Genomic DNA, 15,107 nt, shown 5'->3' with positions numbered 1-15,107 from the left:
CGAGGCCGGATGCGAGATGCCTCATAGAACTACCACCCCGGCGGAGGCCGGGGCCCAGTTGGAAAGGTGGCAGTAACGACACGCTGCACGCCGTTATGCAGGTCCCCCAACTGGGCCCCGGCCTCCGCCGGGGTGGATATCTTGTGCGAGGTACGCCCTTACCGCGCCAAGGCCTCCGCGATCAGTTTCCGCGAGTTCGCCACGCCGTACAGCGCGATGAAGCTGCCCATCCGCGGCCCCTGCTCGGAGCCGAGCAGCGTCTCGTACAGCGCCTTGAACCAGTCGCGCAGGTTTTCGAACCCGCCGGTCTTGCCGATCTCGTAGACGATGTTCTGGATATCCTCGGCACTCGCCTCGGCCGGCAGCGCGGCGAGTTCGGCGTCGAGCCGCTCGAGTGCCGCGACCTCGTGCGCCACGGGCGCGCGGCGCTTGAGTGTCGGCGCGACGAAATCGCGGCCATAGGCCAGCGCGTGATCGATCAGCTTGTCGAGCTCGGGATAGCTCTTCGCCGACGCATCGGGGACGTAGTTCGCGAGATACCCCCAGACCTGCGCCTTGCTCGCATCGCCCATCACGCCGACGAGGTTGAGCAGCAGCCCGAACGTCACCGGCAGCTCGCCCTCGGGGAGCTTGCCGTCATGGATGTGGTGGACCGGATTGCCGAGCTTCTGCTTCAGGTCTTGGGACCCATAATTGCCGCGGAACTGCCAATATTCGTCCACCGCGCGCGGGATCACGCCCATGTGCAGCGACTTGGCCTTTTTCGGCTCGCGATACGCGTAGAAGGCGAGGCTCTCCTGCGGGCCATAGGTCAGCCACTGGTCGAGGCTGAGGCCATTGCCCTTGGACTTCGAGATCTTCTCGCCATTCTCGTCGAGGAACATCTCGTAGTTGAAGCCCTCGGGCGGGCGACCGCCGAGCACGCGCGCGATCTTCGACGACTGCGTCACCGAATCGATCAGGTCCTTGCCCGCCATCTCGTAATCGACGCCGAGCGCGACCCAGCGCATCGCCCAGTCGACCTTCCACTGGAGCTTGGCCTTGCCTCCGAGCACCGACTGCTCGATCCGCTGGCCCTCATCGTCGAACGCGATCAGCCCGGCCTCGGCATCGATCACCTCGATCGGCACCTGCAGCACGATGCCGCTGGTTGGCGAGATCGGCAGCACCGGCGAATAGGTCGCGCGGCGCTCGGCGCGCAGCGTCGGCAGCATCACGTCCTGGATGCCCTGGAAATGCCGCAGCACGCCCTTCAGCGCCTCGTCGAAACGGCCGCTGGTGTAATAGTCGGTCGACGACGCGAATTCATAGTCGAAGCCGTAGCGGTCGAGAAATTCGCGCAAAATCGCGTTGTTATGCGCGGCGAAGCTCGAATGCGTGCTGAACGGATCGGGGATCTGCGTCAGCGGCTTGCCGAGATGCTCGCGCAGCATGTCGCCGTTGGGGACGTTGTCGGGCACCTTACGCAGCCCGTCCATGTCGTCCGAGAACGCGATCAGCCGGGTCGGCGTGTCGCTCAACGCGTGAAAGGCGTTGCGCACCATCGTCGTGCGCAACACCTCGTTGAACGTGCCGATATGCGGCAGCCCCGACGGTCCATAGCCCGTCTCGAACAGCACCGGCGCGCCCGATTTGCCGTTTGGATACCGCTTGAGAAGTTTGCGCGCCTCCTCATACGGCCAAGCTTTGGACTCGAGGGCGGCGGTGCGGATGTCGTCGATCATGATGCATCGCGACTAGCGCGTGCGTTCGTGTCCGTCACCCCCACCGCCGCATACGTCAATCAGCGACAGCGGTCCTTCGCGGTGATCGTCCGATCGACCGCGCGGCCGCCCAGCGCACCCGCTGCACCACCCGCCAGCGTGCCGAGCAACCCGCCGCCGACCGCATTGCCGAGCACCGCGCCACCGACGCCGCCCGCGACCAGACCCGTCGTGCCGCTCGAATGGCGGCAGCGCTTCGCCCGGTAGCGGCGGTCATGCCCGCGATATTCGCGCTTCGAGCGCGCTTCGGCCTTGTCCGTGGGGATCACGGCGGCAGCCGGAATGGCAAGCGAGAGCGCGCTCAGCGCCATGAGAAACTTCCGCATGATGATCGTCCTGTGAAGATAAGCTGTTGGTATCGATCGATGCGCAACGCATGTGCACCGTACCGGTTGCGCAACGGCCGCCCCCAAAAAAGATCCTCCCCCGCCAGGGGGAGGTGGCGCCGCAGGCGTCGGAGGGGGAGGACACGGAACGCAGGTGATCGCCTACCGCCCCCTCCGTCAGGCTACGCCTGCCACCTCCCCCTGGCGGGGGAGGATCGCTAAGTCCTGTTTGCAGCACGACAGCCCCACAAAAGGTTGCCCTTTCGTTCCTCTTGGCACAAGGTTGCGCGGTGCTTCCCTATCCCGCCCTCCACGCCAGCCACGCCGGCATCTGGATCGCGAATGCGGAGGGCGCGCGGCCGATCGGGCGGGGCGAGGCGATCCGGGTCGCCGCCGACACGCCGGTCATCATGCTCAACGCGCCGTTGATCGGGCAGCGGCTCGGCTATCCCGACCTGTCGGGGCTCGATTTGCTCGAACTTTACGCGTTCCTGCGGCCTGGGCAGTTCGCGGTGCCGACGCCAAAGGGCATCGCGCGGGTCACCGGGCTGGACGTGCCGAGCGAGGATGCCGAAGTCGCGTCGTTCCTGCTGCGTGCGGCCGAGGCGATGCTGGCGCTGACCGATGGCGACTGGCCCGAGCGCGAAGGCGCGTGGACCTCGGCACAATCGCTGTTCCGCCTGCGCTGGCCCTGGGCGCCGGTCGTCGCCGAGCGGCTGAAGAAGCCGTCCGTCAACGAACGCTGGCTGTTCTCGGTGCTGCCCGAATGGGAGGAGCATGCGCCGCGCCCCGCCCCGCGCACCGTCACGATCGAGCCCGGCGATGCCGAAGCGCGCCTCGTCGACCTCACCGGGCACGGCGCGGAGGAACGCCCCGGCCAGCGCGCCTATGCCGGCGCCGCGACTGCCGCCTTCGCGCCGCGCGCGATGCGCGACACGCCCAACCTCGTCCTCGCCGAAGCGGGGACCGGGATCGGCAAGACGCTCGGCTATATCGCGCCCGCGTCGCTCTGGGCGGAGAAGGCGGGCGGCGCGGTGTGGATCTCGACCTATACCAAGACGCTGCAGCGCCAGTTGGGACAGGAAACCGCGCGGCTCTATCCCGACGCCGCGATCCGCAAGGCCAAGGTCGTCACGCGCAAGGGCCGCGAGAATTACCTGTGCCTGCTCAATCTCGAGGACGCGCTGCAGGGCGGGTTCGCGGGCCGCGCGGCGATTCTCGCGCATCTCGTCGCGCGCTGGGCGGCGTATAGCGCCGACGGCGACATGGTCGGCGGCGACCTGCCCGGCTGGCTGCCGACTTTGTTCCGCCGCAACGGATCGACCGCGCTGACCGACCGGCGCGGCGAATGCGTCTATGCCGGCTGCCCGCATTACCGGAAATGCTTCATCGAGCGCGCCGCGCGCGCCTCGTCGGACGCGGACATCGTCATCGCCAACCACGCGCTGGTGATGGTCAACGCGGCGCGCGGCCGCGAACTCGCGACCCGGCCGACACGCTATGTGTTCGACGAGGGCCACCACATCTTCGACGCCGCCGATTCGATGTTCGCGACCGCGCTGACCGGTGCCGAGACGATCGAACTGCGCCGCTGGATCCTCGGCCCCGAATCGGGCGGGCGTGGCCGGCGCCGCGGCCTTGCCGCACGGCTGTCCGACCTCGCGAGCTATGACGAACAGGGCGCGCGCGCGATCAGCGACGCGGTGACCGCGGCGGGGGCGCTGGCGAGCGACGGCTGGCTGCAACGGCTTGGCGAAGGCGCGCCGTTCGGTCCGATCGAGACGCTGCTCGCCGCCGTCCGCGGGCTCACCTACGCGCGCGCCGAGCAGCCGGGCGACGCGGGCTATGGGTTGGAAACCGAACTCGCCGAACCCGACGCGACTCTGATCGAGGCCGCGGCGCCCGCCGCCGCCGCGCTCGACGCGCTGGTCCGTCCGCTCGTGACGCTCGGCCGCCGTCTCGAGGCGGTGCTCGCCGAGGCTCCCGACTGGATGGACGGCCCCGCCCGCGCGCGCGTCGAGGGCGCGATCGCCTCGATCGGGTGGCGCGCGGAGACGGTCGCGGCGTGGCTGTCGCTGCTCGCGCGCGTCGGCGGCCCCGTCGACGGGGATTTCGTCGACTGGCTCGCGGTCGACCGGATCGAGGGCCGCGAGTTCGACATCGGCCTCCACCGCCACTGGCTCGACCCGACGCGACCGTTCGCCGAGATCGTGCTGAAGCCCGCACACGGCGCGCTCGTCACCTCGGCGACGCTCACCGGCGGCGGCGACTGGGAAGTGGCCGAAGCCCGCAGCGGCGCGCCGCATCTGCTGCGCCCCGCCGCGCGGTTCGAGGCGAAGAGCCCGTTCGACTATACCCGCCAGGCCGAAGTCCTGATCGTCACCGACGTGAAGCGCGGCGACATAGGCGCGCTCGCCAACGCCTATGCGCAGCTGATCGTCGCCAGCCGCGGCGGGACGCTGGGGCTCTTCACTGCGATCCGGCGGCTGCGCGGCGTGCACGGCCGCATCGCCGATCGCCTCGCGCGCGAAGGCCTGCCGCTCCACGCGCAACACGTCGATCCGATCGATACCGGCACGCTGGTCGACATCTTCCGCGACGATCCGGGCGCCTCGCTGCTCGGCACCGATGCGCTGCGCGACGGCGTCGACGTCCCCGGCGAATCGCTGCGGCTCGTGGTGATGGAGGGCGTGCCCTGGGCGAAACCGTCGGTGCTCCACGCCGCGCGGCGGCTTGCGGGCGGCGGCTCGGCCTATGACGACCGGCTCGTCCGCGCGCGGCTGGCGCAGGCGTTCGGCCGGCTGATCCGCCGCGCCGACGATTCGGGCGTGTTCGTGATGCTGTCGGCGGCGATGCCCTCGCGCCTGCTCGCCGCGTTCCCGCCGGGCGTGCCGATCGCGCGCGTGACGCTCGAAGAAGCGGTAGCCCGAGTCGCAAGCCGGCTTTCCTCGCGCGCTAGCGTAGGGCATGAAAGCCGCGAACCGGCTTGAGGATTGCCATGAAGACGCTGACGCTGTTGCGCCACGCCAAATCCGGCTGGGACGATCCGGTCGCGCGCGATTTCGATCGCCCGCTCAACGCCAAGGGCAAGCGCGCCGCGGCGATGGTCGGCCGCCACATGCGGACGCTGGGACTGACGTTCGACCACGCGATCGCGTCGCCCGCGGTGCGCGTGTCGGAGACGCTGGCGCAGATCGAATCGGGCTATGGCCGGACGATCGCACCGGTCCTGGACCGCCGCGTGTATCTTGCGTCGGCGGCGACGTTGCTCGACGTGGTGCACGGCTTTCCGGCCGACGCCGAGCGCGCGCTGCTGGTCGGGCATAATCCGGGGCTCGAAGACCTCGTCCTGCTACTGGTTGCCGACGCGGCGGATCCGTTACGCGATGCGGTCGAGGACAAATACCCGACCGCCAGCATTGCCGAGCTTCAGTTCGAGGCCGGTAGCTGGGAAGACATTGCGTCTGGCAGCGCGCGCCTGACGCGCTTCATCCGCCCGCGCGATCTCGATCCGACGCTCGGTCCCGACGCCGACTGACGCGGCGCCACGCTGGCGGCCGGTCTATTTGCCCTGCGCACGCCAGCGTTGAATCGTCCGGGCGATGATCTGGTCTTCATGGCCGACGTCGCGCCACAGTGCCGAGAACATCGGATCGCCCGAGGCCGGGCGCTTCGATTCGTCGAGACCGTCGAAGCTCACGCGGATCGGGATCGTCACGCCTTCGCCGCAGATGATGCATTCACGATTGCGCAGTGCCGGGATCGAATCAAGGAAACCGCGGGCGCCTTCGGGCATCGCCGCGCGGACGAACGCCTGATCGCGGTCGTTGTTGAGACGCATCGCGATGATCGTGCCGCACTGCGACAGCACCCCTTCCGCCAAATCCGACGGACGCTGCGTGATCAGGCCCAGCGACACGCCGTATTTGCGCCCTTCCTTGGCAATCCGCCCAAGGATTCGGCCGACCGAGCTGGTCGTTTCCCGACCCGCGGGGATGTAGCGATGCGCCTCTTCGCAAACGAGCAGGATCGGCCGTTGCGGCTCGTTGCGCGACCAGATCGCGAAATCGAACGTCATCCGGGCAAGCACGGCGACCACCACCGAGGTGATCTCCGACGGTACGCCCGAGACGTCGATGATCGAGATCGGCTTGCCGTCGCCGGGCAGGCGGAAGATGCGCGCGAGGAAATTCGCCATCGTGTCCGCGACGAGCATGCCCGAGAACATGAAGCCATAGCGCGGATCGGCCTTGATCTCGTCGATCTTGGTTTTCAGGCGGAGATAGGGCGCAATGTCGCCGGCGCGATCCATCTTGCCCATCTCTGCACTGATGATCGTCGTCAGGTCGCTGAGCAGGTACGGGATCGGCGCGTCGACGGTGAGCTTCGGAATTTCCTGGCCGAGGCGACTCTTGGCCTTGGCGGCGAGCAGGCATTTGGCGAGGATATCCGAGTCGAACTGGCGTGCGGCGCCGCTGGTGGTGAGGAACACCTCGCAATGTTCCTCGAAATTCATCAGCCAGTACGGCATCTGCAGGTTCGAGACGTCGTATAGCGCACCATTGGACTTGAACGCCGCGGCATATTCGCCGTGCGGGTCGATCATCACGATATGACCCTGCGGTGCAAGGTCGCAGATCCGGTGGAGGATCAGCGCGGCGCTGGTCGACTTGCCGGTGCCGGTCGACCCGACGAGCGCGAAATGCTTGCCGAGCATCGCATCGACGTAGAGCGCGGCGCGGATGTCCTCCGTGGGATAGACCGTGCCTATGGTGATGTTCGCGCGGTCCTCGGCGGCATAGATTTGTTGCAGATCCGGGGTGGTGATCGCGAACACTTCGCACCCCGGCATCGGATAGCGCGTCACGCCGCGGCGGAACCGGTGGAGCTTGCCGGTCAGTCGTTCCTCATCGCCTTCGCCGAGAAAGTCGATCTCGGCGGCGATGCAGGTGCCGGCATTGTCCTCGAGCTTCAGCGAACGGATATTGGCGACCAGCCATGATCCGCCGACGCGCATCTTGACCTGGCTGCCGACCTGACCCGCCGCGCCGACGACCGGATCGGGATCGTCGCACAGCGCGCCGATCGACGCGCGGTCGATCAGCACGCGGCTGCTCGAGCCGGCGATCGCAAACACCACGCCGATCGGTGCGAGCGGCGCACGGTATGCGGGCGCACCGCCCGTCAGCGGTGTCGCGCGCAGGAACGAGTCTGGTCCCGGCATATCGCTCATTCTGGCACTATCCCCAGTCACTACGGTCCCAGTCATTACCAACCGTCTGGCAGCAAAGGCGTAAATATCCGGTGACTGCGGCGTTAACGCTTTGTCTGGCGCAAGGACTAGACGCGGCGCGCGATCCAGCCGGCCGCCCAGCCAAGAAATACCGACAGCGCGACGGCGACCAGCCCATAGACGACCGATGACCGGTCGGCGGCACGAGCGACGAAGCGTTCGAAGCCGGATTTGCGGATGTCGATGTCGCGTACCGCCGCCGCCAGTACGCGGCCATCGCGGATGAGGAAGGTCTCTGCGGTGAAGCGTCCGACCGGCACGCGCGCCGGGATCGAGACCCGCGCCCGGTAGAGGACGTCATCGGTGATCTCCACCGCACGCGGCGCCTCGTAATATAATCCGGCGCGACGCTTGAGGTCGACAAGACCCTTTTGGAAGCGGTCCTGCGTGTCGGCGGGCGCGCTCGACGCGGGCGACAATTGCAGGCTGTCGAGCCCGAGTTCGTAGATCGCCCGCGTTCGGTCATCGACGAGGCGGTCGATCGGCTTCGATGAGGCGATCGCGTAGAAGCTGGGAGCGGACCGGTACCGCAGCCGCGCGGCGTTGACCCAGATCCCGGCAACCTTTTCCTTTTCGCGCATCAGGATCGATTGGGTGGGACCTTTCACGACGACGACGATGTCGGTGGGTTGCTCGTCGGTAGGCAGGCGACCGCCGGGATAGAGGATCGCGCCGAACAGGAGCAGTTCGGCACCGGTAAAGCTGTAGGCGATCTCGATATTGCGCTGCGACACGTCGGGGACGAGCACGGGCTTGGCCTGCGCCATCAGCAACGGGGCCAGCAGGACGATCGAGGCCTTCACGGTCCGGGCGCTCACGATCCCGACCTTCACGACAACGCGACCGAGAAGATTTCCTCGGGCCGCCAGACCAGCCCGAGCAGGATGCGTGCGCCGACCAGCAGCACCATCACCGCCAGCGCAAGGCGAAGATATTCGGGACGGAACTTGGTCGCGAAGCGCGCACCGATCTGCGCGCCGACCACCGAGCCGAGCAGAAGCAGACCGGCAAGAACGATGTCGACCGCCTTGGTCGTCGTCGCGTGGACCATCGTTGCGACCGCGGTCACGAACAGCGTCTGGAACAAGGACGTGCCGACCACCACCGAGGTCGCCATGCCGAGCAGGTAGATCATCGCGGGGACGAGGATGAAGCCGCCGCCGATGCCGAGCAGGATCGTCAGGATGCCGGTGAAGAAGCCGAGCAGCAACGGCGCGAGCGGCGAGATATAGAGCCCCGACGCGTAGAAGCGCGTCCGCAGCGGGAGCGCGGCGACGAGCGGGTGATGGCGGCGCTTGCGCGCCTTGGGCGGTCGCCCGGTGCGCGCGCGACCGATCGTGCCGATTGATTCCTTGGCCATCATGCCGCCGATCGAGCCAAGCATGACGACATAGACGATCGCGATCACCGTATCGATCTGGCCGCTCTGCTGGAGCAGACGGAACAGCCAGGCGCCGAAGAACGAGCCGAGGATGCCGCCCGCGACGAGCACCCCGCCCATCTTGGTATCGACCCCCTTGCGCCGGAAATGCGCGAACACGCCCGAGACGCTGGCGCCGGTCACCTGGCTCGCCGACGAGGCCGCGGCGACGGTCGGCGGGATGCCGTAGACGATCAGCAGCGGCGTCGTCAGGAAGCCGCCGCCGACCCCGAACATCCCCGACAACAGCCCGACGCCGCCGCCGAGCAAAATGATGACGAGCGCATTGACCGACAGGTTGGCGACGGGGAGATACAGATCCACGCGGGCAGCGTTACACCGGATTGCGCGCGCGGGGCTAGGCTCGACTCGGCACCGATCGGATGAAGGCTCAGAAGTCGCTGCCGATCGATAGCGCCGGTCCCGACCCCGGACGCGCGTCGCCCGCGAGCCGCTCGCGCCAGTCGAGCGTCAGGCGAAGCGATGTGCGCGCGATCGGCAGCGTCGCGACGACCGATGGTCCGATATCGAACCGCGCCGCCGCACGCTGCGCACTGCCCCAAGCCCCGATCCCGATATCGATACGCGCGTCACCGATCTTGCCGATGCGATGCGTGACGCGGGCCGATGCGTCGACGAATCCCTCGACGCCCGCGCGCGCGATCACGCCGCCCTGACCATATGCCTCGATCCGGATGCCCGGCGCGATGTCGGCCGGGCCATAGCCGGCGATCACGCCGACCGTCGGCCCGCCGCGACCGCCGTCGAGGACAAGGCGCTGTTCGGCGACCACGCGGATTGGCAGCTTCAGGGGTTGCCATTCGACGCCGAGCGCGACCTCGCGGCCACGCCCCTTGAGCGGGGCGGCGATACGCGCGGCAAGCGCGACGCGGCGGTGTCGGCCCAGTGCGTAGGTGAACCGCATGCCGCCCTGCGACGCGCCAAGCTGGCCACCCGATACGGTGCCCGCCGGGCCGCCGCGGACGAGCAGCCACGCACTGCCGGTCAGCCGGCTCGTTCCCCGCAGCGGGGCTGGTGGTGCGCGGGGCGATGGGATCAGATCGATCCGGCGATCCGGTGCGACACGCGCAGCTAGAATCATGACGCTGGCCTCGGGCGGCCGTTCTAGGCGACGGGGCGGCTGCGGCTGCGGCTGCGGGTGCGGCGACGGGATCACCAGCCGCGGGCTGGTGCGAGCATGCCCGGAGGATGGAGCGGCGTGACGTTGCGCAAGACCGGTGGCAGCGACATCGGGGACGAGAGCCGCGATCAACCGCGGAATGACGTCTGCGGCAGGCACCGCCCGGATTTCGGGTAGCAGCACTGCGATCCGGATCACTACCCATCCCCCAAGCGCCAGCGCAAGAAAACGGAGGGGGCGCCCGCCCGTCATCCTGCGCGAGCGGTGACGACGTCCGGATCATGCGGATTCCCTGCTGCGAAGACCGTAGGGCCCGGCGGTGCGGGGACCGCCAGCAGGTCGGGAAATTCATGACGGGTCTTGTCCCATACCGGCGTGGCACCACGCAGCATGCCGATATAGCGCAGCACCGCGCGCGGGGCGGCGACCAGCGACACGAGATTGCCGACGAAGAAGCGTGGCAATGCCCAGACCGCCTCGTGCAGGCCATAGCTTCGCCCCGTGAAGAGCATCCGGATCGCCAGCCGCCAGACCAGCAACGCGGTGTTGGCGATCAACAGCCCCGTCGCCAGCGGATTGGCGCGGTCGGTGTAGGGCATGGCGTCGCCCCACACCCCGTGGAGCATCAGCGATACGCCCCAGACCGGTATGGCGAGATAGGCGACCGCAAGGATCAAGACCCCGAGCGGTGCGCGGCGGTCGCGCATCCGCATCCAGTGGTCGGCCAGGGCATAGGGGCGCGCCCAGCCGGTCCGATCCCAGCCGGCCAGCGCGATACCCGTCATCCAGCGGGTCTTCTGGCGGATCGATTCGGCCATCGTTCCGGGAAAATACGCACGGACCGTGACGACCGTGCCGGCACCGTCGACCGCGACCCGCGCAAAGATACCGCGCGCGCCGATTTCGGCTAGGCGAAGGCCGAGTTCATAGTCCTCGGTCAGGCTGGTCGAATCGAACGGATCGCCGCCGCGATCCTGCGCGATCTTCGCCAGCATCGCCGGGTCGATCGCGCAACCGGTCCCGGCAAGCGGCATCGCGGCGCCGAGCGCGGTCCTGACGATGATCTGCTTGGCGTGCGACTCGGCGAATTCGTCGGCGTAATGCCCGGAGACCAGTCTAGCGCCGCTATTGACCAGCGGCAGGACGGGCAGTTGCACCACCTCATACCGGTCGATTAGGCTGTCGAAGACGCGCAGCTCGTGGGCATGCACCACATCCTCGGCGTCGTGCAGCACGATCGCCTTGCTGGCCCGACCGTCACGCGCATCGTCACGGCACAGCGCGTGCCACAGCGTGTTGAGGCAGTCGGCCTTGGTGGTCGGCCCGTTGCGCGCCCCGATGACGAGGCGGACCCGCGGATCGCGTTCGGCCACGCGCGCCGCCGCGTCGATCGTGCCGCGATCATTGGGATACAGGCCGACATAGATCCGGTAATCGTCATGGTCGTAGCGATCGAGCGCGGCCGATAGCATCGCACCGATCACCGCGACCTCGTCCCACGCCGCGACGAATACCGCGATCGGGCCGGAGCGACGGGGCGGCGGCAACGTCGCCAGGCTTAGCGGCGGCTGACGACCCCGCCGGATCCGGTGCGCGATGAAGATGAGGTCGACCAGCAGATCGTCGAGGCCGCCGAGAAACAGTCCGACGCCCGCAAACAGCAAGGTTTCCCGTGCGACACCGTCGACAATCCATAACGACTCGACCATGCCCACCCCCGATTGGAAGGGTACACGGGCATGAATCCGTTTCGGATTCAGTCAGATCCGAAACGGATGTTTGCGACGACGGTCACCGCGGCCGCGTTGGTCTTCAAACGGCCGCGCGACCGCTTATCCGTGACGCGTACCGATCCCGGTTACGGGCGATCGCGGCCGCCGCCGCCGGTGTTGCTGCCACCGCCGCTGCCGCCACCCGCCGCGCCGACGGTACCGATGTTGCCGAACAGATCCTGGAAGAACCCACGCTCGCGCCCCAGCGTCGGCGTCGTCTTGCCGTACGGCTTGACCGACGCGACCTGATCGAGCCCGCCGCGACGGATCGCGGTCACGGTGCCCTTCTGGTCGAAGCTGATCTGCACCGTGATCTGTGCGTTCGGGCGCGGATTGCGGAACGCCAGGTTGCGGCTGTCGCGCGCCAAATAATACCAGTCGCCCTGATCAAACTGTCCCGCGAGCGTCGGCTTGCCGAGCGTCTGGAGCACCGACTGGCGATTGTCGACGCCAGGCTGGACCGAGTTGACGAGGTCGGTGTCGACGACATAGCCCTGATGCGAGCGAAGCTGGGTGCAGCCCGCGCTCGCCGACGCGACGAGGCCGAGGGCCGCGATCTGGACGATACGGGTGGAAACGACGCTCATAGACTCTCCCGGGGCATACTCTGCCGAGACTGGGTAACGCGGAACACCGGCGAACGCATTTGCATCGGCCGCCGATCGCCTCGATATGCGAGGTTGCGCGGGCAAACAAGCCGAAGCGCGGTTACGATCTTAAGGACGGGCGATTGAGCTGGTTGGGAAGACTGCTCGGCGAGAAGCCGGACGAAGCGTTGCCGTTATACACCGCGGTCGTGCGCCGGGCGCGCGCGGAACATTGGTATCTGGACGGGGCGGTGCCCGACACGGTCGATGGCCGGTTCGACATGATCGCCACCTTGCTCGCCATCGTGATGCTGCGGCTCGAGGCGGATCCGGCCGGCGGCGATCCCGCGGCGCGGCTCGCGGAGCGCTTCGTCGACGACATGGACGGGCAATTGCGCGAGATCGGAATCGGCGACATCATCGTCGGCAAGCATATCGGCAAGATGATGAGCATGCTCGGCGGTCGGCTCGGCGCGTATCGCGACGGTTTGGCGGCGGGGGATATCGGCCCGGCGCTGGTCCGCAACCTGTACCGCGGCGTCACGCCGGACGATGCCGCGCTCGCGCATGTCCGCCAGTCGGTGATGGCGTTTCACGCGGCGCTGGCGACCATGCCGGTGACGGAATTGCGTGCAGGAGAGCTACCGTGAAGACCGAATTCAGCCGCCCCGAACGCCTCGACACGATCGGCGAGCGCGAGCGGATCGTCGAGATCGTCGCCACCGCGGATGAGCGCGCGGCGTTGGCGACGCGCTTCGCGCTGCTCTCGATAACGCGACTCGAAGCGCGGCTGGGGATCAAGCGCACCGAAGGCGGGATCGTCGTGAAGGGGCGCGTGACGGGGGCGGCGGTGCAGGCGTGCTCGGTCACCGACGAGCCGCTCGATACGCATATCGACGAACCCGTCGCGTTGCTGTTCGTCGAACAGCTGGTGGCGGAGGGCGACGAGGTCGAGCTGTCCGACGACGCGCTCGACACGGTGGCGATCGAAGGCGGCGCGATCGATCTGGGCGAGGCGGCGGCGGATACGCTGGCGCTGGCGATCGATCCGTTCCCGCGCGGACCCAATGCGGCGGCGGCACTCGCTGCGGCGGGCGTGATCAGCGAGGACGAGTTCCGCCCCGCCAACGCGTTCGCGGATTTGAAGGCGAAGTTGGCGGGCAAGGCGTAAGCGGGTCCGCATCCCGCGTGGCGGCGGGAAAGCGATAGATCGCCTCAGCCGCCCGTCCGCACCGCCAGCAGCGTCGCCACCTTTGCGCGGAACGCGCGCAGGCTCGCGCCGGACAGTTGCGCGACGCTGGCGAACGACACGCTGCGCGGATTGATCGCCGCGCCGTTCTTCCACACTTCCCAGTGGAGATGCGGGCCGGTCGACATCCCGGTCGAGCCGACATAGCCGATCACCTGCCCCTGGCGGACACGCGTGCCCGACGCGACCGCGATCCGGCTCATATGACCATAGCCGCTCGCCATCCCGCCGCCATGGATCAGCTTGACGAAATTGCCGTAGCCACCGGTCCGCCCGGCGAACGCGACGATGCCGTTGGTCATCGCGTGGATCGGCGCGCCATAGGGGGCACCGATATCGAGGCCCTTGTGCATCCGCGTGAAGCCGAGCAGCGGATGCATCCGCAATCCGAAACTCGAGGTGATGCGGCCCGAGACGGGCATGCCGGACACCGCACGCCGTTCGGTTTGCCCATTGGCGTCGAACCACCCCGCCCGTGCCGTATCGGTGGCGTCGCGATCGTCCTCCGCCGCGCCGCTCCCGGCGCCATCGGGACCGAAGCGGACGAGTTGGACCTTGCGCCGCCCCTGGTCGATCCCGGCGAACAGCAGGTCGCCGATGCGCGTCTCGCCGGTGGCCGCACGCTGGCGCTCGACGATCAGGTCGAAGCTGTCGGCGGCGCCGATGTCGCGCCCGATCGACAGGCGCGACGCGATCGCTTTGATATAGGATTCGACCGCCTTGGCCGGCACGCCCGCGGCGCGCATCGACCGGTACAGGCTCGACCCGACCAGTCCCTGGATCCGCAGCGGGGTCGTATCGACCGCGATCGGGTTGCGCTGCAGCGCCAGCCCGGTGGCGGTCCGCTTCAGCGCCAGGCCGAGATCGAACCGTGCGCGGAAATCGAGCGCTTCGAGCGGCCGCGCCACGGTGCGGTCGGGACGTCGACCCAGCGTCAGCGCGATCCGCGTCCCCGCGCCGATAGCATCGAGCGGGACGGCCTGCGCGACCAGCGCGGCGGCCGCCTCGGCATCGCCGCGACCGACGCCCGACCGGATCAGCACACGGTCGAGCCGGTCGCCGTCGCCGAGCGTCGCGGACAGGTCGATCGTCGGTCGCTCTGGCGCTTCGGCGAGCGGCGCGACGAGGTCGTTGGCGGCCATCCGTCGTCCGGTCGTCGCGCCGTGTGCGATCGCGGTGATGCCTTGCGCGCGCGCCTCCTCCCATTCCGCCCCGGCGAGCGGCGCGGGGACCGCGCCGACCAAGGGCTTGATGCCGGGCGACAGCGCCCAGGTCACCGCGCACAGCGCGGCACAGGTCGCGAGGCCCCGCCACCAGTCGAGGCTGCCGATCCGCGCGCCAAGATCGGGCACCCAGTCGATCCGGCCGACCCCGACGCGCCCGAGATTAGGCTCACGTCGCGGGTCGGCGATCGACGGGAAGACCCGCGTCGTTCGCGCACGCGCGATCGCGCCGCCGGCCGTTCCGAACTCCTGATCGTCCTGTAGAAACACGTGCTGCCCTGAACCTTTGGAAGGAGACCTGCCGGCCGGTACCGCCGCACAATGCACCCAGAA

General features: G+C 68.4%; 13 protein-coding genes. 4 read left to right on the top strand and 9 right to left on the bottom strand.

What is annotated here, in order from left to right:
- Positions 1-158: 158 nt before the first annotated feature.
- Positions 159-1,724, bottom strand: a complete 1,566-nt coding sequence (locus ASF00_RS04715; RefSeq protein WP_055874734.1) for a lysine--tRNA ligase — start codon at positions 1,722-1,724, stop codon at positions 159-161.
- A gap of 59 nt (positions 1,725-1,783) precedes the next feature.
- Positions 1,784-2,089: a hypothetical protein gene (locus ASF00_RS04710; RefSeq protein WP_055874731.1), complete on the bottom strand. Its 306-nt coding sequence runs from the start codon at positions 2,087-2,089 to the stop codon at positions 1,784-1,786.
- A 290-nt stretch (positions 2,090-2,379) separates the two neighbouring features.
- Here ASF00_RS04710 and ASF00_RS04705 point away from each other — a divergent pair, with 290 nt between their 5' ends.
- Together ASF00_RS04705 and ASF00_RS04700 are read left to right on the top strand one after the other, a co-directional pair.
- Positions 2,380-5,079, top strand: coding sequence for an ATP-dependent DNA helicase (locus tag ASF00_RS04705; RefSeq protein ID WP_055874729.1), 2,700 nt, complete (start codon positions 2,380-2,382; stop codon positions 5,077-5,079).
- An 8-nt stretch (positions 5,080-5,087) separates the two neighbouring features.
- Positions 5,088-5,627, top strand: coding sequence for a SixA phosphatase family protein (locus ASF00_RS04700; protein WP_055874726.1), 540 nt, complete (start codon positions 5,088-5,090; stop codon positions 5,625-5,627).
- Between the two features lie 24 nt (positions 5,628-5,651).
- On the opposite strand, the gene ASF00_RS04695 is transcribed toward ASF00_RS04700, so the two are convergent.
- The 6 genes from ASF00_RS04695 to ASF00_RS04670 form a co-directional block, all read right to left on the bottom strand.
- Positions 5,652-7,322: an ATP-binding protein gene (locus tag ASF00_RS04695; protein WP_055874723.1), complete on the bottom strand. Its 1,671-nt coding sequence runs from the start codon at positions 7,320-7,322 to the stop codon at positions 5,652-5,654.
- Between the two features lie 107 nt (positions 7,323-7,429).
- Positions 7,430-8,149, bottom strand: a complete 720-nt coding sequence (locus ASF00_RS04690; protein WP_055875449.1) for a TIGR02186 family protein — start codon at positions 8,147-8,149, stop codon at positions 7,430-7,432.
- A 62-nt stretch (positions 8,150-8,211) separates the two neighbouring features.
- Positions 8,212-9,126, bottom strand: a complete 915-nt coding sequence (locus tag ASF00_RS04685; RefSeq protein ID WP_055874720.1) for a sulfite exporter TauE/SafE family protein — start codon at positions 9,124-9,126, stop codon at positions 8,212-8,214.
- 67 nt (positions 9,127-9,193) lie between these two features.
- On the bottom strand, positions 9,194-10,141 hold the full coding sequence (locus ASF00_RS04680; RefSeq protein ID WP_055874717.1) for a hypothetical protein: 948 nt from the start codon (positions 10,139-10,141) through the stop codon (positions 9,194-9,196).
- Positions 10,142-10,191: 50 nt separating this feature from the next.
- On the bottom strand, positions 10,192-11,652 hold the full coding sequence (locus ASF00_RS04675) for a glycosyl transferase family protein (RefSeq protein ID WP_082463213.1): 1,461 nt from the start codon (positions 11,650-11,652) through the stop codon (positions 10,192-10,194).
- 149 nt (positions 11,653-11,801) lie between these two features.
- Positions 11,802-12,302: an outer membrane protein assembly factor BamE gene (locus ASF00_RS04670; protein WP_055874713.1), complete on the bottom strand. Its 501-nt coding sequence runs from the start codon at positions 12,300-12,302 to the stop codon at positions 11,802-11,804.
- A 143-nt stretch (positions 12,303-12,445) separates the two neighbouring features.
- Here ASF00_RS04670 and ASF00_RS04665 point away from each other — a divergent pair, with 143 nt between their 5' ends.
- Positions 12,446-12,952, top strand: a complete 507-nt coding sequence (locus tag ASF00_RS04665) for a ubiquinol-cytochrome C chaperone family protein (RefSeq protein WP_235525611.1) — start codon at positions 12,446-12,448, stop codon at positions 12,950-12,952.
- On the top strand, positions 12,949-13,473 hold the full coding sequence (locus ASF00_RS04660; RefSeq protein WP_055874710.1) for a YceD family protein: 525 nt from the start codon (positions 12,949-12,951) through the stop codon (positions 13,471-13,473). Before ASF00_RS04665 ends, ASF00_RS04660 begins: the two co-directional genes overlap by 4 nt.
- Positions 13,474-13,517: 44 nt before the next feature.
- On the opposite strand, the gene ASF00_RS04655 is transcribed toward ASF00_RS04660, so the two are convergent.
- Positions 13,518-15,044 carry a M23 family metallopeptidase gene (locus tag ASF00_RS04655; protein WP_055874707.1) on the bottom strand — a complete coding sequence of 509 codons (1,527 nt, stop codon included), beginning with the start codon at positions 15,042-15,044 and terminating at the stop codon, positions 13,518-13,520.
- Positions 15,045-15,107: the final 63 nt, after the last annotated feature.

The sequence above is a fragment of the Sphingomonas sp. Leaf34 genome, assembly GCF_001421805.1.
Classification (GTDB): domain Bacteria; phylum Pseudomonadota; class Alphaproteobacteria; order Sphingomonadales; family Sphingomonadaceae; genus Sphingomonas.
This window is presented reverse-complemented; position numbering and strand designations above follow the sequence as displayed.